The 23,253-nt window shown below is 61.8% G+C and carries 20 protein-coding genes and 1 tRNA gene; 17 read left to right on the top strand and 4 right to left on the bottom strand.

Annotated elements, in window-relative coordinates:
• The first annotated feature begins 120 nt into the window (after positions 1-120).
• From GBB11_RS06895 to GBB11_RS06880, 4 genes are all read left to right on the top strand, one after another.
• A tRNA-Pro gene (locus GBB11_RS06895) sits at positions 121-194 on the top strand.
• A 182-nt stretch (positions 195-376) separates the two neighbouring features.
• Positions 377-1,732 (top strand): trigger factor, encoded by a 1,356-nt coding sequence (tig, locus tag GBB11_RS06890; protein WP_151549335.1) that lies wholly within the window; start codon positions 377-379, stop codon positions 1,730-1,732.
• A 188-nt stretch (positions 1,733-1,920) separates the two neighbouring features.
• Entirely contained in the window at positions 1,921-2,517 is a 597-nt protein-coding gene (locus tag GBB11_RS06885) for an ATP-dependent Clp protease proteolytic subunit (RefSeq protein ID WP_151549334.1), read from the top strand.
• Positions 2,518-2,547: 30 nt separating this feature from the next.
• Entirely contained in the window at positions 2,548-3,162 is a 615-nt protein-coding gene (locus tag GBB11_RS06880; protein ID WP_018018933.1) for an ATP-dependent Clp protease proteolytic subunit, read from the top strand.
• Between the two features lie 210 nt (positions 3,163-3,372).
• Here the strand turns inward: GBB11_RS06880 and GBB11_RS06875 are convergent, their stop codons facing one another.
• Complete coding sequence (locus GBB11_RS06875; RefSeq protein ID WP_151549333.1) at positions 3,373-3,972, bottom strand: YtxH domain-containing protein; 600 nt, start codon at positions 3,970-3,972, stop codon at positions 3,373-3,375.
• Positions 3,973-4,433: 461 nt separating this feature from the next.
• Between GBB11_RS06875 and clpX the strand changes: the two genes are divergently transcribed.
• Complete coding sequence (gene clpX / locus GBB11_RS06870; protein ID WP_151549332.1) at positions 4,434-5,708, top strand: ATP-dependent Clp protease ATP-binding subunit ClpX; 1,275 nt, start codon at positions 4,434-4,436, stop codon at positions 5,706-5,708.
• A 101-nt stretch (positions 5,709-5,809) separates the two neighbouring features.
• On the opposite strand, the gene GBB11_RS06865 is transcribed toward clpX, so the two are convergent.
• Positions 5,810-6,697, bottom strand: coding sequence for a TetR/AcrR family transcriptional regulator (locus tag GBB11_RS06865; RefSeq protein WP_151549331.1), 888 nt, complete (start codon positions 6,695-6,697; stop codon positions 5,810-5,812).
• A 477-nt stretch (positions 6,698-7,174) separates the two neighbouring features.
• Between GBB11_RS06865 and GBB11_RS06860 the strand changes: the two genes are divergently transcribed.
• The 8 genes from GBB11_RS06860 (at position 7,175) to ndk (ending at position 14,401) form a co-directional block, all read left to right on the top strand.
• Positions 7,175-8,155: a malate dehydrogenase gene (locus tag GBB11_RS06860; RefSeq protein ID WP_151549330.1), complete on the top strand. Its 981-nt coding sequence runs from the start codon at positions 7,175-7,177 to the stop codon at positions 8,153-8,155.
• Positions 8,156-8,297: 142 nt separating this feature from the next.
• A complete protein-coding gene (locus GBB11_RS06855; protein ID WP_151529108.1) occupies positions 8,298-8,630 on the top strand; it encodes a helix-turn-helix transcriptional regulator in 333 nt (110 codons plus the stop codon).
• An 85-nt stretch (positions 8,631-8,715) separates the two neighbouring features.
• Positions 8,716-11,391, top strand: coding sequence for a valine--tRNA ligase (locus GBB11_RS06850; protein ID WP_151549329.1), 2,676 nt, complete (start codon positions 8,716-8,718; stop codon positions 11,389-11,391).
• Complete coding sequence (locus GBB11_RS06845) at positions 11,388-12,881, top strand: folylpolyglutamate synthase/dihydrofolate synthase family protein (protein ID WP_151549328.1); 1,494 nt, start codon at positions 11,388-11,390, stop codon at positions 12,879-12,881. The genes GBB11_RS06850 and GBB11_RS06845 overlap by 4 nt, the downstream gene beginning before the upstream one ends.
• A complete protein-coding gene (locus GBB11_RS06840; protein ID WP_151549327.1) occupies positions 12,878-13,294 on the top strand; it encodes a DUF4233 domain-containing protein in 417 nt (138 codons plus the stop codon). The genes GBB11_RS06845 and GBB11_RS06840 overlap by 4 nt, the downstream gene beginning before the upstream one ends.
• A gap of 14 nt (positions 13,295-13,308) precedes the next feature.
• Positions 13,309-13,614, top strand: coding sequence for a hypothetical protein (locus GBB11_RS06835; RefSeq protein ID WP_151549326.1), 306 nt, complete (start codon positions 13,309-13,311; stop codon positions 13,612-13,614).
• The gene (locus GBB11_RS06830) at positions 13,607-13,921 is read left to right on the top strand and encodes a hypothetical protein (protein WP_151549325.1); all 315 of its coding nucleotides are present in this window, start codon (positions 13,607-13,609) and stop codon (positions 13,919-13,921) included. Before GBB11_RS06835 ends, GBB11_RS06830 begins: the two co-directional genes overlap by 8 nt.
• A gap of 69 nt (positions 13,922-13,990) precedes the next feature.
• On the top strand, positions 13,991-14,401 hold the full coding sequence (gene ndk / locus GBB11_RS06825) for a nucleoside-diphosphate kinase (RefSeq protein ID WP_151529114.1): 411 nt from the start codon (positions 13,991-13,993) through the stop codon (positions 14,399-14,401).
• Positions 14,402-14,466: 65 nt separating this feature from the next.
• On the opposite strand, the gene pntB is transcribed toward ndk, so the two are convergent.
• Both pntB and GBB11_RS06815 read right to left on the bottom strand, forming a co-directional pair.
• Positions 14,467-15,912 (bottom strand): Re/Si-specific NAD(P)(+) transhydrogenase subunit beta, encoded by a 1,446-nt coding sequence (pntB, locus tag GBB11_RS06820; RefSeq protein WP_151549324.1) that lies wholly within the window; start codon positions 15,910-15,912, stop codon positions 14,467-14,469.
• Between the two features lie 3 nt (positions 15,913-15,915).
• Positions 15,916-17,442, bottom strand: coding sequence for a Re/Si-specific NAD(P)(+) transhydrogenase subunit alpha (locus GBB11_RS06815; protein ID WP_151549323.1), 1,527 nt, complete (start codon positions 17,440-17,442; stop codon positions 15,916-15,918).
• A 288-nt stretch (positions 17,443-17,730) separates the two neighbouring features.
• Here GBB11_RS06815 and GBB11_RS06810 point away from each other — a divergent pair, with 288 nt between their 5' ends.
• From GBB11_RS06810 to obgE, 4 genes are all read left to right on the top strand, one after another.
• Positions 17,731-20,802, top strand: coding sequence for a translation initiation factor IF-2 N-terminal domain-containing protein (locus GBB11_RS06810; protein WP_151549322.1), 3,072 nt, complete (start codon positions 17,731-17,733; stop codon positions 20,800-20,802).
• 142 nt (positions 20,803-20,944) lie between these two features.
• On the top strand, positions 20,945-21,250 hold the full coding sequence (gene rplU / locus GBB11_RS06805; RefSeq protein ID WP_151549321.1) for a 50S ribosomal protein L21: 306 nt from the start codon (positions 20,945-20,947) through the stop codon (positions 21,248-21,250).
• A 30-nt stretch (positions 21,251-21,280) separates the two neighbouring features.
• Positions 21,281-21,541: a 50S ribosomal protein L27 gene (rpmA, locus tag GBB11_RS06800; RefSeq protein ID WP_151529119.1), complete on the top strand. Its 261-nt coding sequence runs from the start codon at positions 21,281-21,283 to the stop codon at positions 21,539-21,541.
• A 199-nt stretch (positions 21,542-21,740) separates the two neighbouring features.
• Positions 21,741-23,252 carry a GTPase ObgE gene (gene obgE / locus GBB11_RS06795; protein ID WP_151549320.1) on the top strand — a complete coding sequence of 504 codons (1,512 nt, stop codon included), beginning with the start codon at positions 21,741-21,743 and terminating at the stop codon, positions 23,250-23,252.
• The last annotated feature ends 1 nt before the right edge of the window (position 23,253 follow it).

The raw sequence follows: 23,253 nt of genomic DNA, 5'->3' as shown, positions 1-23,253 counted from the left end.
GGGGATAAAAGCATTCCTAGCGGGGTAAATGCGCGTAGTGGGCACCCTATTGTGAGGCGGGTAGTGTTGCTACTTGTAGACTACGTAGGAGCTCGAGGGCATCGGGCTAATACGACACAACGGGACGTGGCGCAGCTTGGTAGCGCACCTGCTTTGGGAGCAGGGGGTCGCAGGTTCAAATCCTGTCGTCCCGACGAGGGATATCGAGCGCTTCGGCGCGAGATGTCCACATATATCGACAATGAGGGCTCGTAGGGGCACTACGCTTCAGCCGGTGAAGCACCAACGTGACACCGCAAGAGAGCGCGGCTACTACGGGCCCTCAGACATAGCAGATCATCATCGTACGCAGTAAGAAAATTCAGGAGAGTGACTCGTGAAGAGTTCCGTCGAAAAGCTGAACGACACCCGCGTTAAGGTTACGGTTGAGGTTCCCTTCGAGGAACTCTCGTCCGAGTTTGACCAAGCCTATAAGGCTATTGCACAGCAGGTGCAGGTTCCCGGTTTCCGTAAGGGCAAGGCTCCGCGCCAGCTCATCGATGCTCGTTTCGGCCGCGGCCCTGTCATCGAGCAGGTTGTTAATGACATGCTGCCGTCTCGCTATAGCCAGGCCGTGGAAGAAAATGAGCTCGTGGTGCTCGGCCAGCCCGAGATTGACATCACCAAGATCGAAGACGGCGAGCTCGTCGAGTTCGTCGCCGAGGTGGACGTCCGTCCCGAGATCACCCTCCCGTCCTTCGAAGACATTAACGTTGAGGTGCCGCCGCTGAAGGTGGAGGATGCCGCTGTGGAGAAGGAGCTCGAGGAGCTTCGTTCCCGTTTCGGCACTCTCAAGACCGTGGAGCGCGCCGCTCAGGAGGGCGACTTCGTGAGCATCGACCTCCACGCCGAGGTCGATGGCGAGGTCATCGAGGACTCCAAGACCGAGGGCATGTCCTACAACATCGGTTCCGACGACCTGATTAAGGGGCTGGACGAGGCCCTCACCGGTCTGTCTGTTGGCGAGTCCACCAGCTTCGAATCCGAGCTGCACATGGGCGAGCACGCCGGCGAGCAGGGCGAGATCACCGTCACCCTGCAGTCCGTCAAGGAGCGCGAGCTTCCCGAAGTGGACGATGAGTTCGCCATGATGGCCTCTGAGTTCGACACCGTCGACGAGCTCCGCGAGTCTCTCGAGAAGAAGGTGGAAGAGGATGCCAAGGGCAGCCAGGCCGCCGCTATTCGCGATGAGGTTCTCTCCGCAGCGCTCTCCCAGTCCGAGTTCCCGCTGCCGGAAGGTGTCGTCGAGGAGCAGGTAAAGGCTCAGCGTGACCAGCTGCTGCAGCAGGTCGGCGGCGACGAGAAGATCCTAGACACCCTCCTTGAGGCTCAGGGCACCAGCCGTGAGAAGTTCGATGAGGACGCCCGCACCTCCGCCGAGGATGCAGTGCGCAACCAGCTCTTCCTCGACCGTCTGGCCGAGGAGCTCGAGCCTGAGGTCACCGAGCAGGAGATGTCCGATCACATCATGTTCACCGCCCAGCGCTACGGCATGGAGCCGGCCCAGTTCTTCGGCCAGCTGCAGCAGTCCGGTCAGCTCGGCGCGCTCTTCGCTGATGTGCGCCGCGGCAAGGCTCTCGCCGAGGCTATCTGCAAGGTGAGCGTTAAGGACACCGAGGGCAACGAGGTGGATCCGGCCCAGTACTTCGGCGATGAGGAGCCGGAGTCCGAGTCGGAAGCTGAGTCCGAGTAAATTCGAGACTGCAGCGCAAAGCCTTGAGGCAGTGCCGCACCGCATGGGTGCGGTGCTGCCTTTCGTTTTCTGCTGTACGTCGTGACACGGTGGGAGATACCCCTAAGCTGTGAGCGAACAAAGCTGACTCTGCTCCCGCCACAGCGGTAGCCTGAAGTGACGAGATATTGGGATTCAAAGGAGAAACAATGACCACCCCACACATGACAAACGCAGCCGCAGGACTCAACCTGAGCGACTCCGTCTTTGAGCGCCTCCTCCGCGAGCGCATCATCTTCCTCGGAAGCCAGGTGGACGATGAGATTGCCAACAAACTCTGCGCCCAGATTTTGTTGCTCTCGGCAGAGGATCCCAACCGGGACATTTCCCTCTACATCAATAGCCCTGGCGGTTCCGTTACCGCCGGCATGGCTATCTTCGACACCATGAAGTACGCCCCGTGCGACGTTGCCACCTATGGCATGGGTCTCGCGGCATCGATGGGGCAGTTCCTGCTTTCTGCCGGCACCAAGGGCAAGCGTTTCGCTTTGCCCCACGCCCGTATCATGATGCACCAGCCATCCGCAGGAGTGGGAGGCACCGCGGCGGATATCGCTATTCAGGCGGAACAGTTCGCCTATACCAAGAAAGAAATGGCTGAGCTCATCGCCGAGCACACCGGCCAGCCTGTGGAGCAGATTGTGAAAGACTCCGACCGTGACCGCTGGTTCACCGCCCAGCAGGCTAAGGACTATGGTTTCGTGGATCACGTGATCGAGTCCGCCAAGGGCACTATTAATAACTAATCCACCCCCACGACTAAGGAGCCTTTCACTATGCAGATGCCACAGTCCCGCTATATCCTGCCGTCCTTCCTTGAGCAGTCCGCTTATGGCACCAAGGAGTCGAATCCCTATAACAAGCTTTTCGAGGAGCGCATCATCTTCCTCGGCGCCCAGGTGGATGACACCTCGGCCAATGACATCATGGCGCAGTTGCTGGTGCTGGAGTCGCAGGACCCGGACCGCGATATCACCATGTACATCAATAGCCCCGGCGGATCGTTCACCTCGCTGATGGCGATTTATGACACCATGCAGTACGTCCGCCCCGACGTATCTACCGTCTGCCTCGGCCAAGCTGCCTCCGCAGCCGCCGTGCTACTCGCCGCCGGCGCCCCCGGTAAGCGTGCCGCGCTGCCGAATGCCCGCGTGCTTATTCACCAGCCCGCCACCCAGGGTATTCAGGGCCAGGTCTCAGACCTCGAGATCCAAGCCGCCGAGATCGAGCGCATGCGCACCCTCATGGAGGAGACGCTGGCCCGTCACACCGGTCAGAGCGCGGAACAGATTCGCATTGATACCGACCGCGATAAGATCCTCACCGCTGAGGCGGCTAAGGACTATGGCATCGTGGACCAAGTCTTCGACTACCGCAAGCTCAACGGCTAGTCCGTCTGCAGAACGAGCGCAACGGCGGGCGATACCTTCCATGAGAGAGGGTATCGCCCGCCGTTTTTATGTCGTGACGCCGTTTGGGTGGCCTACCATTCACCGCACAGACGAGAGCTCCCCTCCTCGAGCAGGCGAGGAGGGGAGCTGTGGTGCTAGCACCCGAGCTGGACCGCCGAGGGGCGGCCGAGGATGCTCAGCGGAAACTTGTTAGCTGAAGGACTCGACGAAGGTGCCGTCTTCATTCGGCATGATGTGGATGGTCTTGCCGGTGAAGGTCTGCTCCCAGCCGCCATCAACCTCGCGCTCAGCCTCGGTGGGGGCGCCGATCTCAGAATCTAGGCCGCCCTCGTTCTGCCATACCTTCCACATACCGCCGATAACGGGGTAGGTGCCGGCGTCGCTCTTAACGAAGGCAGCGTTCTCGTACTCGGCAACGGTCACGCCGTCGCGCTCATAGGCGGAGACGAAAGCTCCGGCGTTTTCGCCGTACATGTCGTAGGACTCAGCAGCCTCGGCGATCTCAGAGGGCAGGTCAGCCTCGGCGACGTCCATGGCATCCTTGTGATTCATGGCGTCCTTGGCGTCGTCCATGGCGTTCTCAGCCTTGTCCTTGGCATCGCTAGCGGCATCCTCGGCATCGTCCTTGGCGTCACCGGCGGCGTCGCTGACCTCAGAGGCGGCAGAGCTTACGGAATCGGTGGCATCGGACACGGCGTCAGAGGCGTCATCGCTAGAGCAAGCGGCAAGGCCGAGCAATAGGGTGGAACCAGCGATTGCGGTGACGGTGCGCAGGGTGTTTTTACGCATAATCAAACTCCTTGAGTAAATAGGTTCGTTGAGAAAAGTGGACCATGCAGGGCTGATGGGCCGTGCAGTAGGCCTTCCGTATTAACTGTAGTGCTCATTGATCCGATATCAAATTAAACCTGAGAATGTTATGGATATGTGACGATTATGGGAGTAGTGCACAATCGGCATATTTCCCTCAGGTCTGCTTTTAATCTTCCTTAATCGCAATTAATGTGAGGTGTAACTTCTACTAAGCAAAGGTTTGCATTCCCTAAAAAATTCTCCTTATGGGGTTCCTCGGCGCCGCAGGGTGGGGCCGTGCGAGGCTGCGAGGAATAGCTCCGAGCGCAGAGTGGTTGAAGGGCGGTGTCCTCGGCGGGGTCGCTGCCTCTCGCGGGAGCGGAGGCGCTAGAGTAGGTAGGACGCACTCGGCTCCTGCCGCACAACAAACGAGACGTAAATGAGGGTTTTTCCAGCTTATGGCACATATGCAAGAGACCGCTGACCTGTTGAAGTGCTCCTTCTGTGGAAAGAGCCAGAAGCAGGTGAAAAAGCTCATTGCAGGTGGCGGAGTCTACATCTGTGATGAGTGCATCGAGCTGTGTAATGAGATCATCGAGGAGGAACTCAATACCGCCGCGCAGGAGGAGGCGGAGGATAGTCGCCTGCCTCGCCCGCGCGAGATCGCGGAGTTTCTCGATGAGTACGTGATCGGCCAAGACGAGGCCAAGCGGGTTCTCGCTGTGGCGGTGTATAACCACTACAAGCGCATGCGCCAAGTTGGCGCCTCCTTCTCCATGGGGGAGGACGAGGTGGAGATCGCCAAGTCCAATATCCTCATGCTGGGACCCACCGGTTCGGGCAAGACCTATCTCGCTCAAACCTTGGCTCGGTTGCTCAACGTCCCCTTCGCTATCGCCGACGCCACTTCCCTTACCGAGGCCGGCTATGTGGGCGAGGATGTGGAAAACATTCTGTTGAAGCTCCTGCAAGCCGCGGAGTTTGATGTAGATCGCGCTCAAACGGGCATCATTTACATTGATGAGATCGACAAGATCTCTCGGAAGTCTGAAAACCCCTCCATCACGCGTGATGTCTCAGGTGAAGGCGTGCAGCAGGCTTTGCTGAAGATCTTAGAGGGCACTGTGGCCGCTATTCCACCGCAGGGCGGGCGCAAGCACCCGAATCAGGAGTTTATCCAGCTCGATACCTCTAATATTCTCTTCATCGTCGCCGGTGCGTTCTCTGGTTTGGAGAAGGTGATCGAGGAGCGACGGGGTAAGAAGGGCTTGGGCTTCGGTGCGGAGGTGCGCTCCCTCAAGCCGGAGACCACAGAGAATATTTTCACCGAGGTGCGCCCGGAAGATCTGGTGAAGTTTGGGCTAATCCCAGAGTTCATAGGCCGCCTGCCCGTAGTAGCTTCGGTGGGTAACCTCGACCGTGAGGCCCTAGTGAAGGTCCTTACCGAGCCGAGAAATGCCCTCGTCAAGCAGTACGAGCGTCTCTTCGAGATGGATGGAGTTTCCCTCCACTTCACGGAGGAGGCATTGGCCTCTATCGCCGATCAGGCCTTGGAGCGTAAGACCGGTGCACGCGGCCTGCGTGCAATTATGGAAGAGATCTTGGTACCCATCATGTACACGGTCCCAGATCGCGAGGATGTTTCCACCGTCACCATAACCGGCGCTGCTGCCCGTGGGGAAGGGGAGCCGGAATACTCTGCAGAAGGAGACGGTGCGGAAAAAACTGCCTAAGGACGAAGCGTCACACCGGCGCATACAGGAAGGCCAGCCCAACGGGGCTGGCCTTTTTCTGCGAAAGCATGTGGCTGGGAGGGCGTCGATAAGCGCCAATCTTAAGAGCTGCCGTAGAGGCTGTCTTCCATGGAATAGATGTCCTCGCCTCCAGCCTGATTGTCGTGCTTGAGGTGCGTGGTGGCATCGGCGCTGAGATAGCTCATCCCGCCACTGGACTGCATATTAGAGGTCAAAAAGCTCAACACGGTATCCACCGCCATGCGGCGCATGCCTTCGGTATTCTCCTGGGACAACAGGTTAACGTTGTAGAGATTGAGGTATGCGGAATAGTAGGTGCTGCGCATGAGGGTGGGCGCGATGATGATGGTGTAGATATCGATCACCGAAATCCCCGGCCGGAATGCTCCCGAATCCTGGCCGAGCATCAGTAGCTTCTCCATGTGCAGCATCGCCTGGGACTGATCCGCGAAGGGGCCGGAGAGCTCCATGTTGGCCTGATTCTGCTGGGATTCCATCACCAATAGCCGTGCAGCCAGTGGGTGTGCGGTGATTTGGTCATAGATCGCTTCCGCCATGGAGCGCATACCCTCCACCGGCACGGCGGTCTCGAGGGCCTGTTCATCAATGACTGGGCGCAGATCGGCGATGGCGCGCTGGATCACCCGCACATACAGCCCGCGCTTATCGCCAAAGTGATAGTGGATCATGCGCTTGGACATCCCAGACTCGCTGGCGATGGCCTTGAGTCGGGAATCTTTGAAGCCGTGCGTGGCGAATGTGCGCAGCGCTACCTTCACCACATGCTCCGGAGTGACCCCCTCCTCATTCTCTGGGGCGGTGGCCGCAGCGGAGTCCGCCTCGGGGGTGGTGGGTAGTGGCATGCTGCCGTCTTCGAAATTCAAGGGAGCGAGATCTTCTCCCGCATACACTGAGGACTGCGCGGCGTCCGCAGAGGTGTATTTATAGGGCGAGGAGTCAGATGTCATGATTGCGCGTTATCCTCCTTGAGATCGGGCCACTGACGTCCGTTCTGGGTGGGTCGTGCGGCCGTCACGTGCGGTGTTCCTTCAACTATTCAATCGTGCCCTCACGCTCCTCGCGGTGAAGCACAACGGGCAGGGGTGGTGTCCTTTCCACCCCAAATTATGGTACTACCCGCATATTCCTCCGACCGTGAGTACGAAGCTCATCACACCATTTAGGGGTTGGTATTCCCTCACCCGCGTGTGGTGTTAGATCCGTACTTTTTCGCTTATCGACGCTCACTCGGCGGGGCCAGCGGCATGCCCGTTTTATTGGCCTACACACAAGGGTTCGGACAGGAAAGTTCCGAGTTTGTGGTGTTTCCGTGGGTATTATCCCAGATTTCAGACATGTGATGTGTGCAATCAAACAAGCAAAACACGATCGGACTCGCTATGCTGGGCTCAAAGTACTCTACTAAGAAAGGGCAAGGCCACATCATGTCCCAGTCCCCCAAGAAAATCGTCGTCACCGGTGCCGCCGGCCAGATCTCCTACTCCCTGCTGTGGCGCATCGCCAACGGCGATGTCTACGGCAAGGATGTTCCCGTGGAGCTGAAGCTCCTCGAGATTCCTGAGGCCGTCAAGGCCACGGAGGGCGTGGCCATGGAGCTGCTGGATTCCGCCTTCCCGCTGGTGAAGAACATCGACATCACCGATGACGCCGCTGTGGCCTTCGATGGTGCCAATGCAGCGTTCCTTGTGGGCGCCAAGCCGCGCGGCAAGGGCGAGGAGCGCTCCGCGCTGCTGCAGGCCAATGGCAAGATCTTTGGCCCGCAGGGCAAGGCTATTAACGATCACGCCGCTGATGATGTGCGCGTGCTCGTGGTGGGTAATCCGGCCAATACCAACGCCTTGATCGCCATGTCCGCCGCCAAGGATGTGCCCCACGAGCGCTTCAACGCCATGATGCGCCTGGATCACAACCGTTCCATCTCGCAGCTGGCCACCAAGCTGGACAAGGATGCCGCCGACTTCGAGAACATGGTCGTGTGGGGCAACCACTCCGCCACTCAGTTCCCGGACATCACCTACGCCACCGTGAATGGCGAGAAGGTCTCCGATCTGGTGGATCACGAGTGGTATGTCAACGAGTTCGTGCCGCGCGTGGCCAAGCGTGGCGCGGAAATTATCGAGGTGCGCGGTAAGTCCTCCGCTGCCTCCGCTGCCTCTTCCGCCATTGATCACATGCACGACTGGATCAACGGCACCAGCAGCTGGGCCTCCGCCGCCGTTCCGGGCACCGGCGCCTATGGCGTGCCCGAGGGTATCCTCGCCGGCCAGCCCACCATCTGCGAAAACGGTGAATGGAAGATCGTCGAGGGTCTCGACATCTCCGAGTTCCAGGCTGAGCGTATTGCCGCGAACGTCAAGGAGCTGCTCGGGGAGCGCGCCGCCGTGGAGAACGCCGGCCTGCTCTAACATCTCGTGCGCGCCATCGGGTGCGTTCTTCTGCTACCGCCAGGTTCCCCTATGTGGGGTCTGGCGGTTTTTGCTTGCTTCCCCCTCCTGCGGCGATGTACATTAGACAAAGTTAGCCAAACCTAAAATTAGGAGGACTAAGATGAGCGCCCCGACGCGCACCAGTGAGCTTCCGGTTGAGCGCTCGCTCAATAGCCACCACCTCTCCCCACGCGAGTCCGCGGCCATTGCCGCAGCCTTCAAGGTCTTGGGTGATCCCACCCGCCTGCGCCTGCTCTCTCTCGTGGCCTCGGATAGCTCGATGTCCTCGGCACAATTGGAAGAGATTCTGGAGATTTCCCAGCCCACAGTGAGCCATCACCTCAAGAAGTTGCACGAGGTGGGGCTCATTCATCGTTATCAGCAGGGTCGGCGGGTGCGCTACACCATCAGCGATGAGCAGTTCGCCCATTTGGCTCGTTTGCTCATGCCTTAAAGGCTCGGGTGGGCGTCGATAAGCGACGGGCTAAGATGGGAGAAATACGAACGACTTCTATCTTGAAGGGGGAGTGCCAACCCGTATGGCCAACCGCAGCGAGCAGCTTCCAAAAAGCTGGGACCCATCGACCGTTGAACCCGAGCTCTACCAGCGGTGGGTAGACGCCGGATACTTTACTGCGGACCCGGCCTCCGAGAAGCCGCCGTTTTCTATAGTGCTGCCGCCGCCGAACGTCACCGGCCAGCTCCACATGGGCCACGCGCTCGACCACACCCTGATGGACTCCATTGTGCGCCGCAAGCGCATGCAGGGTTATGAGGTGCTGTGGCTGCCGGGCATGGACCATGCCGGTATCGCCACCCAGACCAAGGTGGAGGCGATGCTGAAGGAAACCGAAGGCAAGGATCGCTTCGACTACAGTCGCGAAGAGTTTGTCGAGAAGGTCTGGGAGTGGAAGCGCCAATACGGCGGCACCATTACCCGCCAGATGCGTGCCATCGGTGACTCCGTGGATTGGTCCAAGGAACGCTTCACCATGGACGAGGGGCTATCCGAGGCGGTACAGACCATCTTCAAGCAGCTCTATGACGCTGGCATGATCTACCGCGCGAACCGCTTGGTGAACTGGTCGCCGGTGCTGGAGACGGCCGTGTCCGATATCGAGGTCGAGTACAAGGATGTGGAAGGCGAGCTCGTCTCCATGCGCTATGGCTCTCTCGACGATGCCGAGCCGCACGTCATTGTGGCCACCACCCGTGTGGAGACGATGCTCGGCGACGTCGCCGTGGCCGTCCACCCCGATGATGAGCGCTACCGCGATCTCGTCGGCACCACCTTGCCGCACCCCTTCCGTGATGATCTCTCCTTGCAGGTCATCGCAGATGATTATGTGGACCCGGAGTTCGGTACCGGCGCGGTGAAGATCACCCCGGCGCATGATCCCAATGACTATGAGATGGGCCTGCGCCACGATCTGGACATGCCCATCATCATGGACAAGAAGGGCCGCATCGCTGATACCGGCACCCAGTTCGATGGTCTGACCCGCGAAGAGGCCCGCGTTGCCGTGCGCGAGGCGCTCGCCGCCGAGGGGCGCATCGTCAAAGAAATCCGGCCCTATGTGCACTCCGTGGGCCACTCCGAGCGCAGCGGCGAGCCGATCGAGCCGCGCCTTTCTCAGCAGTGGTGGGTGAAGGTCGAGGAGCTGGCCCGCATGGCTGGCGATGCGATCCGCGAGGGCGATACCGTCGTGCACCCGACCTCCTTGGAGCCGCGCTACTTCGAGTGGGTCGACAATATGCACGATTGGTGTATCTCTCGCCAGCTGTGGTGGGGCCACCGCATCCCCATCTGGTACGGCCCCGAGGGCGATGTGCTCTGTCTCGGCCCGGGCGAGGAGGCCCCCGCAGGCTATGAGCAGGACCCCGATGTATTGGACACCTGGTTCAGCTCGGCGCTGTGGCCGTTTTCCACCATGGGCTGGCCCGCCGATACCGAGATGCTGGCCAAGTTCTATCCCACCTCGGTGCTGGTGACCGCCTATGACATCCTCTTCTTCTGGGTGGCGCGCATGATGATGTTCGGCACCTTCGCCGCCACCCAAACCGAGTTGGGTACCGCGGCCGCGGGGCGCCCGCAGATTCCCTTCCGCGACCTCTACCTGCACGGCCTGGTGCGCGATGAGCGCGGCCGCAAGATGTCGAAGTCTTTGGGCAATGGCATTGACCCGATGGAGTGGGTGGAGCGCTTCGGCGCCGATGCCCTGCGCTTCGCCCTCGCCCGCGGCGCCAACCCTGGGGTGGATCTGCCCTTGGGTGAGGATGCTGCCCAGAGCGCCCGCAACTTCTCCACCAAGCTGTTTAACGCCACCCGCTTCGCGCTGATGAATGGCGCCGAGGTGGGCGAGCTGCCCGCGCGCGCCGAGCTGAGCGACGCCGACCGGTGGATCCTCGACCGCCTCAACGAGGTGGTGGGCACCGTCAATCGCTATCTCGATGACTATCAATTCGCGAAGGCGAATGAGGAGCTCTACCACTTCACCTGGGATGAGCTCTGCGACTGGTATCTCGAGATCGCCAAGGTGCAGATCCCGCGCGATAACGACACCGCTAGCGAGGCCGAGCGCCACCGTGGCGCCATTACCCAGCGGGTCCTGGGCCACGCCCTCGATACCGTGCTGCGGCTGCTACACCCCACCATGCCCTTCGTCACCGAGGTGCTGTGGACCGCGCTCACTGATGGCGAAAGCCTCGTGGTCGCCTCCTGGCCGGAGGCTGAGGAGCGGGACAGCGATGAGACCGCGCAGCGCCGCATCGACGATACGGTCAAGCTCATCACCGAGATTCGCCGCTTCCGCTCCGATCAGGGCGTCAAGCCCTCGCAGAAGGTGCCGGCTCGGGTGGACTTCGCCCGCGCCGACCTCGATAATCAGCGCGAGGTCATCACCTCCTTGGCACGCCTCGATGCCCCCGGTGAGGGCTTCAACGCCAGCGCCAGCGTGGAGGTGCGTCTCAGCGCCGCCACCGTCAGCGTGGACCTGGATACCTCCGGCACCGTGGACACTGCGGCCGAGCGCAAGCGCCTGGAAAAGGATCTGAAGAACGCCGAGAAGGAACTCGAGACCACCGCGAAGAAGCTGGGTAATGAGAACTTCCTCGCCAAGGCCCCCGAGGCCGTGGTGGAGAAGATTCGCGCTCGCCAGCAGGTGGCCCGCGAAGAGTTCGACCGCATTAGCAAGCGACTTGAGCAGCTCTCATGAAGGATCAGGAAGAATTCGGAGAGCTAGAACTCTCCGAGACCGGATTGAGTTTGCCTATCGACGTCAACCAGGAGGTAGAGCAGCCGGAATCCCAGGAGATCACGCCTGCGGATATGCAGGCGCTCGCCGCCTGCGAGGCGGAGCTGGATCTGCGCTGGCCGGAAACCAAGCTGGATCCCAGCCTGGAGCGCATTGAAAAGCTCATGGATCTGCTGGGATCGCCGCAGCGCAGCTATCCCACCATTCACGTGGCGGGCACCAATGGTAAAACCTCCACGGTGCGGATGATCGAATCCTTGTTGCGTGCGTTCCACCGGCGTACCGGCCGCACGACCAGCCCGCATCTGCAGCTGGCGACCGAACGCATCGCCATCGATGGCCAGCCGATCCACCCGCGCGACTATGTGCGCACCTGGGAGGAGATCAAGCCCTACGTGGAGATGGTGGACGCCTCCTCGGAGGTGCCCATGTCTAAGTTCGAGGTGCTCACCGCCATGGCCTACGCCGCCTTCGCTGACGCCCCCGTGGACGTCGCCGTGGTGGAGGTGGGCATGGGCGGCCGCTGGGACGCCACCAACGTGATCAACGCGGATGTCGCCGTGATTATGCCCATCGGGGTCGATCACACGGACTATCTCGGCGACACTCTCGAGGAGATCGCCGCGGAAAAAGCCGGCATCATCAAGCCCCGCTGGGATGCCTCCGATTTGCTGACCCCGCCCGACAATGTGGTGGTCGTGGGCAATCAGGAGCCTGCGGCGATGGATGTGGTACTGCACCGCGCCGTGGAATCCGATGCCGCCGTGGCTCGGTATGGTCACGAGTGTGGCGTGCTCAGCTCCACGGTGGCGGTGGGCGGCCAAGACATCAGCATTCGCGGCCTGGCCGGGGATTATGAGGATATTTTCCTGCCGCTATCGGGTGCCCACATGGCGCACAATGCCGCCTGCGCTTTGGCCGCCGTGGAGGCATTCTTCGGCGCCGGTCCGGGACGCGCCCTCGATCTGAACACGGTGCGCGAGGGCTTCGGCACGGTCAGCTCCCCTGGCCGTTTGGAGCGCGTGCGGTCTACCCCGAGCGTGTTCGTGGATGCCACCCACAACCCGCATGGCGCGGCAGCGCTGGCGCAGGCGCTCGACCGCGACTTCAACTTCCGCCGCCTCGTCGGCGTGCTCGGGATTCTCGGAGATAAGGACGCCCGCGGCCTGATGCAGGCCGTGGAGCCGGTGCTGGACGAGGTGGTCATTACCCAGAACACCTCCCCGCGGGCCAGCGATGTCTATGAGCTTGCGGAGACCGCCCGCGAAATCTTCGGGGAAGAGCGCGTGCATGTGGCCGAGCAGCTGCCCACCGCCGTCGAGCTGGCCATCGAGTTGGCCGAAGACACCGGCGAGGCAGGGGAGATGGTCTCTGGCTCCGGTGTAGTGATTACCGGATCGGTGGTCACCGCCGGGGAGGCCCGCGCCCTGTTTGGAAAGGAACCAACATGAGCAAGAACGTGGAATACGGTCCGCTCGGTCCAGGCCACGCCCCCGATAAAGACCCCATGAAGGGGCTGCGCGGGGTGATGGCGGGCATTTTGAGCATGGAGTCCATCTCTTTGCTGCTGGTGCTCACCGTGATCCTGCGCGTGGATGGCGGCTCCTATTGGACCACCTTCAACTGGGTATATGTGAGCGCGGTAGGCGTGGCACATATGGTGCTGGCCTTCATGATGAAAGCCCGCTGGGCGCTGCCCGCCATTTGGGTGCTCCAAATCTTTGCCCTCGCAGGGATCATCGTGCACGTGTCCATGGGCATCATGGCCCTAGTCTTCATCGTGGTGTGGGCCTATGTGTTCTACCTGCGCAAGAACATTCTTGAGCGGATGCGGCGTGGCTATCTCGCCAGCCAGCACACCTAAAGCGGTCGAGACCTATGCGTAATTCCCAACGCGATCTCTATCAGCTCATCGGCCTATCGGCGCTGATCGTGGGCGCCTCAGTGCTCGGGGCGCATCCCCTCATTACCCTGGCGTTATTGGTGCTCATGCCGGTGATACTCGCCGCATGGACGCGGCACCGCCGAGAAGAGCAACGCGGCATCATTCGGCTGTCTCGGCAGCAGCGGAAGCAGCTGGCACAGCTCGACGATCCTGCTGCGGCCACCCGCCTCGCGTATTGGTTTCCCGGCGCCGGGGCCAAGACGGTCAAAGCCGCCCTCGATAAGGAGAGACATGAATAAAGAAATAATGATCAGCCTCCTCGGAGTGGTGATCACTGCCATCGGGGTGGTGCTCATGCTTATCGACGGCAACTTCGGTGGCTGGATGTTTATCGCCAGCCTTATCCTGCTGGTGATCTTCGCGGTCACCTCATGGTCGCAGTACACTCGGGCGAAGAACCCGCGCCCCGTGGAACTCGGCGTGGAGCAGCGTCGGCATGTGCGTGAGCTCAAGGCCACGGATACCGCGGCCGCCGTCAAACAGGTGCGGCGCTATGACCGCCGGGTCACACTCCAGGAGGCCATCGACTACGTCGACGGGCTCTGACCTGCATTCATGCCGGCGGTGGGGAGGATTCTGCCCGCGCGCGATCCTGGTGCATTAGAGTAGGAAACCATGACTGAACGTACACTCATCCTGATTAAGCCCGACGGTGTGAACCGTGGACTGGTGGGCGAGATTATCGCCCGTATCGAGCGCAAAGGCCTGAAGTTCGCGGCACTGGATCTGCGCGTCGCCGATAAGGAGACCGCCGAGAAGCACTATGCAGAGCACTCCGATAAGCCTTTCTTCGGCGAGCTGGTGGACTTCATCACCTCCGCACCGCTGATCGCTGGTGTGGTGGAGGGGCCCCGCGCCATCGAGGCATGGCGCCAGCTGGCCGGCGGCACCGATCCGGTGTCCAAGGCCGCCCCGGGCTCCATCCGTGGCGACTACGCCCTGGAGGTAGCCGAGAACGTGGTGCACGGTTCCGACTCTCCCGAGTCCGCCGAGCGTGAGATCTCCATCTGGTTCCCGAACCTCTAAACCCCGCGCTTCATACGTACAGCCCTCTCCGCCGATCGGCAGGGAGGGCTGTAGGCGTCTGTGGGCTAATCCAGGGCGGCGCGGATGGCCTCCACGGACGCCCGAGCATCGCCGAGCAGCATATCGGTGTTGTCTTTGTAGAACAGCGGGTTGGGCACTCCGGCGTAGCCGGCACCCATGGAGCGTTTGAACACCACCACGCGTTGTGCCTCCCATACTTTGAGCACCGGCATGCCGGCGATGGGGGAGCCCGGCTCATAGGCGATGGGATTCACGGTGTCATTAGCGCCGATCACCAACACCACATCCACATCAGCGAAATCATCATTGACTTCGTCCATCTCCAGCACGATGTCATAGGGCACCTTGGCCTCGGCGAGGAGGACATTCATATGCCCGGGCAAACGCCCCGCCACGGGGTGAATGCCGAAGCGCACCTCCACGCCACGCTCCCGCAGGGCGGCGGTGAGCGCGGCCACCGGGTACTGGGCTTGGGCCACCGCCATGCCATAGCCGGGGGTGATCATCACCGTGCGTGCAGTGGCCAGCATCTCCGCCACCTCCTCGGGGGTGGTCTCCGTATGTGCACCCATGTCCTGCTGCGCCCCAGAGCTGGCCGATTCGGTGCCGAAACCGCCGAGGATCACCGAGATGAAGGAGCGATTCATCGCCTGGCACATGATGTAGGAGAGATAGGCGCCGGAGGAGCCGACGAGCGCGCCGACAATAATGAGCAGGTTATTGCTCAGCATGAAGCCGGCGGCTGCGGCAGCCCACCCAGAGTAGGAGTTGAGCATGGATACCACCACGGGCATATCGCCGCCGCCGATCGCCGCCACCAGGTGCAGGCCGAGGACGAGCGCGAGGATCGTCACCAGCAGCAGCGCTAACCATGCCCACACCGAGTGGGACTCACCGATGCGGATAAACACCACCGTCGCCAGCAGCGCGAGCACTAGGATCGCCAGGTTGATCATGTTGCGGCCGGGCAGCTCCAGCGGTGCACCCTTCATGCGTGCGGAGAGCTTGAGATAGGCCACGATGGAGCCGGTGAAAGTGACGGCACCGATAAAGATGCCCACGCTCACCTCGCCCAAGTGGAAGCTAAGCATGTCCGTGGGCACCGCATGGGCGTGCAGATAGGAATTGAATCCGATGAGTACCGCGGCGAGGCCAACGAAACTGTGCAGGGCGGCGATGAGTTCAGGCATGCCGGTCATCTCCACCTTATTCGCCCGCACCCAGCCGATGAGCCCGCCGAGCGCCATGGCCATGACCACCAGCAGCAAGGTAATTAGGGGAGAGCGGTAGTGGACGGGGTCAGCGGTGGAGTTCATCAATGCTTGGGCGATCGTGGCAAGTACCGCGATGGTCATGCCGAGGGCACCGAAGCGATTACCACGGGCTGCGGTGCTTTGTCGCGATAGTCCCGCCAGCGCGAGAATAAAAAGCAGCGCCGCCGCCAGATACGCGACCTGGGTGATGCGATCGATAAGAAGTGCGCTATCCATTGTCTACCCCTCCTGCCGGAACATGGTGAGCATGCGGGAGGTTACGCGGAACCCGCCGAAAATATTGATCGAGGCCACCATGATGGCCACAAAGGACAAGGCCGATACCAGCACATTCGTGGACCCCACTTGCAAGATTGCGCCGAGAATCACAATGCCGGAGATCGCATTGGTCTCACTCATCAGTGGTGTGTGCAGCGAGTGCGTGACTGCGGTAATTACATAAAAGCCCACCACGATCGCGAGCAGCAGCACGATATAGTGCGAGGCCACCGCGAGCGGACTGGACAGTACTAATGCCACCGCCGCCACGGCACCGAGGAGATACCAGAGGCGAGAGGAGGCCGTCTTCGGTTCTTCTGCATGCTCTGCCGGCGTCGCTTCCGCCGCGGGCGCCTGCGGCGTGTGGGATACCGTCACGGGCGGCGGTGGCCAGTAGATCTGGTTGTCGTGGGTGACGGTGATGGCGCGGATAATCTCATCCTCAAGATCCAAGGCAATCTGGCCGTTGCGTTCGGGGCAGAGCAGGCCGAGGAGATTGACGATATTTTGGCCATAGAGCTGGCTGGCCTGCGCGGGCAGGCGGCCTGCGAGATCCTTGAAGCCCAGGATGGTAACTCCGCCCGCTGTGGTCACGACTTCTCCGGGGCGGGTGAGTTCGCAGTTGCCGCCACTGGCGGCGGCCATATCCACGATCACGCTGCCGGGGGCCATCTGTGCCACATCCTCACCCCGCAGCAGGATCGGGGCGCGCCGGCCTGGGATGCTGGCGGTGGTGATAACGATATCGGCGCCGGCGGCTTCTCGGGCGTAGAGCTGGGCGGCGGCCTCGGCCTGGGCGGAGGTCATCTCCTTGGCGTAGCCATCCGTGGAGGTCTCCGCGGCCACGGGGATGGGCACAAACTCGGCCCCCATAGACTCCACTTGCTCGGCCGTTTCGGGCCGCAGATCAGTAGCGCGCACGATCGCGCCCATCGAGTGGGCGGTGCCGATGGCGGCAAGTCCCGCCACGCCGGCGCCGATGACGTAGACGGTGGCCGGCGGCATCTTGCCGGCGGCGGTGACTTGGCCGGTGAAGAGCCGACCAAAGGCGGTGGCCGCCTCAATCACGGCGCGATAGCCGGCAATATTGGCCATGGAGGAGAGGACATCCATGGACTGGGCGCGAGAGATACGAGGAATAGCATCCATCGCGAGCGCGGTGATGCCGCGTTCGCTCAGATACGTGAGTACATCCTCATTGCGGGCGGGGTCCATGCGGGCGATGAGCGTGGCCCCCGCCCGCAGGGCGCTGAGCGATTCGTGGTCCGGGGTATCGAGGCACGTGACGATGTCTGCATGCCACACGTCCTCTCCCACCAGCTGTGCCCCAGCCTGCTCATACAGCTCGTCCGGATAGGCGCTGGCCACACCGGCGCCCCGCTGAACCTGCACCTCAAAGCCCTTTTTTAAGAGCTTGGCTACGGTATCAGGGGTGGCGGAGACGAGGGGCTGTGCGGGATCGGTCTCCCGCGGGATACCTATCAGCATGACGCTGTTTCTCCTCACCTTGATGCAACGTGTTGAATTTCTCTTTAGATTAACGCGGGCGTGAAGAGGATCCCTACCTCCATGGCTGTGTTACCTGCCACACATGTGTTCGGTTCGGGCGATCTGCAACGCCGGGCCGGTCTAACTCCAAGGGTGGGGTCGGGGATGTGCCACAATAGGAAGACGGAGATTTCACCAAGCAATAACTTCACACCGAACTTTCATCCCCATCTGAATCGCGCGTGGTCGAGCCGAGCTCCCTCGCGGATTCGCATAAAGGAGTAGAACGTGGCCGAAAAGCCCAACACAACTGAACTTGATATCAACCAGCTAGGGGAGCGAACCCGAGTCTTTGCCATGGCGAAGATGCTGGGCATGAGCTCCAAGGAACTCATCATTGAGCTGGACAAGATCGGACTGGTCAAGGTGGCGCAGTCCTCGCTCACCAAGGACGAGGCCGCCCAGCTGCTCGAGGTCCTCCGCAGCGACACCCCGGATCCGGAGCCAGAAAACGGGGAGGAATCCCCAGAGGTGCGGATCCGTAAGCGCGTGGAAAACAACGTAAAAAACGAGATCAGCCAGATCGAAGAAAAGGTGGACAAGCAGCTCGCGAGCTACGCCTCCGAGGAGCTCCTCGAGGAGATCGTTCCCGAGATCACCCCAGCGCCGGAGGATCCTTCCGCCGCAGCGGCACCCATGCCGCTATTCATCCCTCCCGCGGTCGACGCCGCCGCGCCGGAGGAGGCCGCACCGGCTGCGGAGAAGGAGAAGCCTCGCCGCGAGGACAAGCCGCGCGAGCGCAAGTCCCGCAAGTCGAATGAGGACAAGCGCGAGGATAAGCCGGCAAAGTCCAAGAAGTTGCCGCAGAAGGACACCGATCCCGAACCGATTGATGAGCCTAAGGCCATCAAGGGCTCGACCCGTTTGGAGGCGCAGCGTCGCCGCCGGAGTGAGCGTCGAGAAGCGCGCAAGAATGAACGCCACATCGTCAGCGAGGCCGAGTTCCTGGCGCGTCGCGAGTCCGTGGAGCGCACCATGGTGGTGCGGGAGAAGGAACGCACCGATCACCCAGGGCGGGTGACGCAGGTGGGCGTGCTGGAAGACGGCATGCTTGTGGAACATTTTGTGACCTCCGATACCCAGTCCTCGATGGTGGGCAATATTTATCTGGGCCGCGTCCAAAATGTGCTGCCCAGCATGGAGGCCGCGTTCATCGACATCGGCAAGGGCCGCAATGGTGTGCTCTACGCCGGTGAAGTGGATTGGCGCGCCGCCGGCCTCGGCGGGCGTCGTCGCACCATCGAACACGCTCTCAAGAGCGGCGATCAGGTGCTCGTGCAGGTAGTGAAGGACCCGATCGGGCACAAGGGTGCACGCCTCTCCACCCAGATCTCGCTGGCCGGTCGATTCTTGGTCTATGTCCCGGGTGGTCGTACCGCAGGTATTTCCCGCAAGCTGCCCGCCCCGGAACGGGCACGGCTGAAGGACATTCTCAAGCGCGTTGTTCCCGAGCAGGGTGGGGCCATTATCCGCACCGCTGCGGAAGGGGTGAGCGAGGAGGCTATCGCTGCTGATGTGGCCCGCCTGCACGCCCAGTGGGAGCAGATCGATGAGCGCACCAAGAAGGAGAAGTCCTCCAAGGGCGCGAAGCCAGTCGCCATGTATGAAGAGCCCAACATGCTGGTGAAGGTGATCCGCGACCTCTTCAATGAAGACTTCTCCCACCTCGTGGTGGATGGTTCGAAGGCGTGGAACACCGTCTACGCCTATGTGCACTCCGTGGCCTCCGACCTGGAGGATCGCATGGAAAAGTATGACCCCAAGGAGCACGGTGGGGTGGATGCCTTCGAGCACTACCGCGTGGATGAGCAGCTCTCCAAGGCCCTCTCCCGCAAGGTGTGGCTGCCGTCTGGCGGCACCCTAGTGATCGATCGCACCGAAGCTATGACCGTGGTGGATGTGAACACCGGCAAGTTCACCGGCACCGGCGGCAACCTCGAGGAGACTGTCACCCAGAACAACCTCGAGGCTGCGGAGGAGATCGTGCGCCAAATGCGGCTGCGTGACCTCGGCGGCATGATCGTGGTGGACTTCATCGATATGGTCTTGCCCGAGAACCAGGATCTCGTGCTGCGCCGCCTCAAGGAGGCACTGGGTCGGGACCGTACCCGCCACCAGGTGTCCGAGGTGACCTCGCTGGGTCTGGTGCAGATGACCCGCAAGAAGCTGGGTACCGGTCTGCTCGATACCTTCGCCACCGAGTGTGAGCACTGTGATGGCCGTGGTCTGATTATTCACACCGACCCGGTCGAGCAGAGCGAGCAGCCGGCGCACAAGCCTCGCCGCCGCGGCGATAAGTCCGATCGCTCCGAGCGTCGCGAGAAGAACGAGAAGAACGACAAGCAAGACAAGAAGCACTCCTCCCAGGATCCGGCTTCGCACCCCGCAGCCCTCGCGATGCACCGCGAGGAGGAGTCGGAGAAGAGCATCGAGGAGCTTGCCGACGCCGTCATCTCGCTCAATTCCCAAGCGGATAACGCGGAGGACTCGGCGGAGAACGCTGAGCGCGAAGAGAAATCCGAGAAGCGTCAGCGCCGCGGCCGCCGCCGCAGCACCAAGCGCACGAACACGAAGCGTTCTGCCGATAATAAGGACTCTGCCCAAGCTGAGGAGCCTGCTAAGAAGAAGCGCTCCGAGAAGAAGCGTGCCGAAGAGAGCAGCGCCGAGGATGTGCGGGCCATCGCCGCCAAGGCGGTCCACACCGCCGATGCGGAAGACCCAGACGAGCCCTCGGGCGCGGACTACACCCCAGCCAGCTTCGACGAGGCCATGGCGGAGTTCGAACGCTCCCCGCGCCGCAAGCGTGCTACCCGCGGGAACTCCCGCTCGGATCATGCGCCCAAGCGAGAGGACTTCGAGCCTGCCCAGCCCAGCGCTGACAAGGCCGAGGAGACCGAGGAGGCAGCGGACTCGCGTGACTCACGCGACTCCGGTGATGGCTTCCGTCGCCCGTCCTCGCGGCGCAGCCGCGGCGGCAGGCGCCGTAGCTCCACTCGGGGTGCTCGCTCCGAGGAGAACCGTAGCCCCGCCCCGCAGTCCGAGCCGGCCCCATCCGAGTCGCAGCAGCACGCGGATAAGGACGAATCCGAGGACTCCTCCCCGCGCCGGCGGCGTGGTCGTCGCCGGGTGGTCCGCAAGAACAGCCGTGCGGAGCAGGCGCCCGCGAAGGAGCAGGCGTCGGAGAAGCGCCAGTCCGAGAAGCGACAGCCGGAGAAGCGCCAGTCCGAGAAGCGACAGGCGGCGTCGGCAAGCAAGGGCCGGAGGCGTCGCGCGACACGCCGGAGCACAAACAAAAAGTAGCGGTTTGTGTTTTGCTAGCCGATAAAGGTAGTCTTGGACAGTCGCTGTTCGCAGTGCGTTCAGCATGAAATAAAGTACAAGTCCTTAAATCGGGCGCCTTGAGTGCCCGAGCCGAGTTTTTAGAAAAAGGGGTAGCCCTCCTATGTACGCGATCGTCAAGACCGGCGGCAAGCAGTACAAGGTTGCCGAAGGTGACCTCGTCAAGGTCGAGAAGATCGAGGGTGAGCCGGGTTCGTCCGTGGCTCTCACCCCGGTTCTTCTCGTCGACGGCGCCGATGTGACCACCGACGCCGACAAGCTTGCCAAGGTGGAAGTTTCCGCGGAGATTATCGAGCACGTCAAGGGCCCGAAGATCCGTAACCTGAAGTACAAGAACAAGAGCCGTTACATGAAGCGTCAGGGTCACCGTCAGAACCTGACCGTTATCAAGATTAGCGGCATCAAGTAGGCCGAGAAGGCTTAAAGGAGAAAAACCGTCATGGCACACAAGAAGGGTGCATCCAGCTCCAGCAACGGTCGTGACTCCGAAGCAAAGCGCCTCGGCGTGAAGCGCTTCGGCGGCCAGAAGGTGAACGCAGGCGAGATCCTCATCCGTCAGCGCGGCACCAAGTTCCACCCCGGCGAGAACGTCGGCCGCGGTGGCGACGACACCCTGTTCGCTCTTGCAGCAGGCTCCGTCGAGTTCACCACCAAGCGCAACCGTCGCATGGTGAACATCGTTCCGACCGAAGCTGCCTAAAGCTTGTAGAGCTTGAGATCTAAGCCGCTTGTTTCCCCGCACGGGGAGGCAGGCGGCTTTAATCATTCTCCGGTGGGCTACTCGCGGCGCTAGGGCAGGCTGGAGGTGTCGCGCGTGCTCTCCGCAACGGGGATCGTGTGGATTGCTGCGGCTGTGAGTTACAATCAGGTGCTTAATCTTCCTCGATCTAAAGGACCACATGAACCGTTTCGTAGACCGCGTTGTGCTGCACCTGCAGGCTGGTGACGGCGGGCATGGCTGTGCTTCTGTGCACCGCGAAAAGTTCAAGCCTCTCGGTGGGCCGGACGGCGGCAATGGCGGGCACGGCGGAGACATCATCCTTGAGGTCTCTGACCAAGCCCACACCCTGCTCGATTTCCACTATCGCCCCCACCTGAAGGCTTCCCGCGGCAACAATGGCGCTGGCGATCACCGCAATGGCGCCCGCGGTGAGGACCTCGTGCTCGAGGTGCCGCCGGGTACCGTCGTGCTCAATGAGGACGGAGAGGTGCTGGCGGATCTGGTGGCCGTGGGTACCCGCTTCGTGGCCGCCTCGGGCGGCTTCGGTGGTCTCGGCAATGCGGCGCTGGCTAATAAGCAGCGCAAGGCCCCGGGTTTTGCGCTGAAGGGTGAGCCAGGGGAGCAACGCGATCTGATCCTGGAGCTCAAGTCCATGGCAGACGTGGGACTCGTGGGCTTTCCCTCTGCCGGTAAGTCGTCGTTGATCTCGGTGCTCTCCGCGGCACGGCCCAAGATTGGTGATTACCCCTTTACCACCCTGCAGCCCAATCTCGGGGTGGTAGACATGGGCAATGATTCCTTCACTATCGCGGATGTGCCGGGGCTGATCCCGGGCGCCTCCGAGGGCAAGGGCCTTGGCCTCGACTTTTTGCGCCATATTGAACGCACCGCCGTGCTCGCCCATGTGGTGGACCTTGCCACGCTCGAGCCTGGGCGCGATCCGGTCTCAGATATCGAGGCGCTGGAGAATGAGCTGGCCGCCTACCAGTCGGTGCTCGATCATGACACCGGCTTGGGCGATCTGCGCGAACGCCCCCGCGTAATCATCTTGAACAAGGCCGATATCCCCGAGGCGCGGGAGCTGGCCGAGTTTGTGATGGAGGATCTCCGCGAGGCCTTCGGCTGGCCGGTGTTTATCATCTCCGCCGTGGCGCATCAGGGCCTCGACCCGCTGCGCTATCGCCTCATGGAGCTGGTGAAGGAGCACCGGAAGAAGCATCCGAAGCAGCGCCAACAGCGCACCGTGGTGCGCCCCGTTGCGGTGGACGCCCATAAGAAGGATGATTTCCGCGTGGTGGCCGATCCGAATAACCCCGGCGGCTACGAGGTGCTGGGCGAGAAGCCGCGCCGCTGGATTCAGCAAACCGACTTCGAGAACGACGAGGCGGTGGGCTATCTCGCGGATCGTCTGGCCAAGTTGGGTGTGGAGGATGCCCTGTATAAGATGGGCGCCCGCGAGGGGGCCGAGGTGACCATTGGTGAGATCACCTTCGAGTGGGAGCCGCTGACCACCGCTGGAGTCAGTGACTCCGGTTCCCCAGCTACCGCCCGTGGCACCGATGCCCGCATTGGGCGCTCCACCCGTTCTACCGCCGCAGAGCGTAAGCGCGCCTCCCAAGCGCGCCGCGGCCTGATCGATGAGTTCGACTTTGGTGACGAAGAAGCCTCCCGCGACCGCTGGGAGGGTTAGG

This window comes from Corynebacterium sp. 74A (assembly GCF_008930665.1).
Taxonomy (GTDB): Bacteria; Actinomycetota; Actinomycetes; order Mycobacteriales; family Mycobacteriaceae; genus Corynebacterium; species Corynebacterium megadyptis.
The sequence above is the reverse complement of the archived record's forward strand: the minus strand, read 5'-3'. Positions and strand labels throughout refer to the sequence as shown.

Coding starts and splice junctions, on each gene's coding strand:
- pntB (WP_151549324.1), bottom strand. CDS start 15,912: ATGGATAGCGCACTTCTTATCGATCGCATCACCCAGGTCGCGTATCTG.
- GBB11_RS06865 (WP_151549331.1), bottom strand. CDS start 6,697: ATGACATCTGACTCCTCGCCCTATAAATACACCTCTGCGGACGCCGCG.
- GBB11_RS06855 (WP_151529108.1), top strand. CDS start 8,298: ATGAGCGCCCCGACGCGCACCAGTGAGCTTCCGGTTGAGCGCTCGCTC.
- GBB11_RS06840 (WP_151549327.1), top strand. CDS start 12,878: ATGAGCAAGAACGTGGAATACGGTCCGCTCGGTCCAGGCCACGCCCCC.
- rpmA (WP_151529119.1), top strand. CDS start 21,281: ATGGCACACAAGAAGGGTGCATCCAGCTCCAGCAACGGTCGTGACTCC.
- GBB11_RS06880 (WP_018018933.1), top strand. CDS start 2,548: ATGCAGATGCCACAGTCCCGCTATATCCTGCCGTCCTTCCTTGAGCAG.
- GBB11_RS06875 (WP_151549333.1), bottom strand. CDS start 3,972: ATGCGTAAAAACACCCTGCGCACCGTCACCGCAATCGCTGGTTCCACC.
- GBB11_RS06815 (WP_151549323.1), bottom strand. CDS start 17,442: ATGCTGATAGGTATCCCGCGGGAGACCGATCCCGCACAGCCCCTCGTC.
- rplU (WP_151549321.1), top strand. CDS start 20,945: ATGTACGCGATCGTCAAGACCGGCGGCAAGCAGTACAAGGTTGCCGAA.
- obgE (WP_151549320.1), top strand. CDS start 21,741: ATGAACCGTTTCGTAGACCGCGTTGTGCTGCACCTGCAGGCTGGTGAC.
- GBB11_RS06835 (WP_151549326.1), top strand. CDS start 13,309: ATGCGTAATTCCCAACGCGATCTCTATCAGCTCATCGGCCTATCGGCG.
- GBB11_RS06845 (WP_151549328.1), top strand. CDS start 11,388: ATGAAGGATCAGGAAGAATTCGGAGAGCTAGAACTCTCCGAGACCGGA.
- GBB11_RS06830 (WP_151549325.1), top strand. CDS start 13,607: ATGAATAAAGAAATAATGATCAGCCTCCTCGGAGTGGTGATCACTGCC.
- ndk (WP_151529114.1), top strand. CDS start 13,991: ATGACTGAACGTACACTCATCCTGATTAAGCCCGACGGTGTGAACCGT.
- GBB11_RS06885 (WP_151549334.1), top strand. CDS start 1,921: ATGACCACCCCACACATGACAAACGCAGCCGCAGGACTCAACCTGAGC.
- clpX (WP_151549332.1), top strand. CDS start 4,434: ATGGCACATATGCAAGAGACCGCTGACCTGTTGAAGTGCTCCTTCTGT.
- GBB11_RS06860 (WP_151549330.1), top strand. CDS start 7,175: ATGTCCCAGTCCCCCAAGAAAATCGTCGTCACCGGTGCCGCCGGCCAG.
- GBB11_RS06850 (WP_151549329.1), top strand. CDS start 8,716: ATGGCCAACCGCAGCGAGCAGCTTCCAAAAAGCTGGGACCCATCGACC.